The organism is Pseudomonas sp. M47T1 (assembly GCF_000263855.1).
Classification (GTDB): domain Bacteria; phylum Pseudomonadota; class Gammaproteobacteria; order Pseudomonadales; family Pseudomonadaceae; genus Aquipseudomonas.
In genome coordinates, this window is sequence record NZ_AJWX01000065.1 from 1 (window position 1) to 847 (window position 847).

The window sequence follows — 847 nt, forward strand, 5'->3', positions numbered from 1 at the left end:
CTAAAGCGAGCAGTGAAGGACGGGAGGTTTTGCAGTAAGCAGATAAAACAACACCGGCGCATGGCCGGTGTTAAATAAATACCCCTATTGACTAGGCTTGGTAATCATCAAATTCCCAGGAAAATACCTTTCCTAGCTGTATCACGATAGTTTCCCAGCTGTCTCCCTCGCAGCCGCTCACATAATCATGAATCAACCCATTAATAGTCGAAAAATTATATTCTCGAACAATTAATAGGCCTCTCCCCCAACGAGCCTCCCATGCTGTCTCTTCTAGCCACTTTGGAGTGCAGATGAAAAGCTCAAAATCATCTGCCCCTTGCGTGCAATCAAGCCCAATTCGAATACGAAGACTCAAAGAAAAATTGTCTACGCTCTCAGGGCAGTAAGTCTCAACATCAAAAACATTATTAGAAATACCTTTTATAACAGCACGCATCATTCCTCCTAATCAGCCACATTCAGATGGCCATTACTTACTTTTACGCGCTGACCTGTTACAGGGTTGATGTTGTACGTTTCAAAATTGGCCTGCACGCCTGTCGTTGCAAAAGATGAATCTTTAGGTGTTGGTGGCCTATATATGCGAGTACCGTCTGCGCTAATCAAACCAAGCCCATCACTTGTTTTTGTCGCACCATCTCCAACCCAGGCTTTACCCAACTGATTAGCTTCGGAAGATGTACCTTGACCTATAGAGAAGTTCGGATTTTTCGTTCCACTACCGTTCACAGCAGCAGCTAATCTTGAGTCCTGGGCCGCAATATTGCTCAAGTTTTCTTGTATCAGTTGATCCTTCAGCTTCGGATACAAGGCCGCATTTTCAGCGCCGGAGCTAGCAGCTGCC

General features: G+C 45.2%; 1 protein-coding gene and 1 pseudogene. Both read right to left on the reverse strand.

The genetic code is table 11. The features are described 5' to 3' along the window. Nucleotides 1-91: 91 nt before the first annotated feature. Nucleotides 92-439, reverse strand: coding sequence for an immunity 8 family protein (locus PMM47T1_RS29470; protein ID WP_081492744.1), 348 nt, complete (start codon nt 437-439; stop codon nt 92-94). Between the two features lie 8 nt (nt 440-447). Next, nucleotides 448-847: pseudogene (locus tag PMM47T1_RS29475) on the reverse strand (hypothetical protein); the annotation flags it as partial.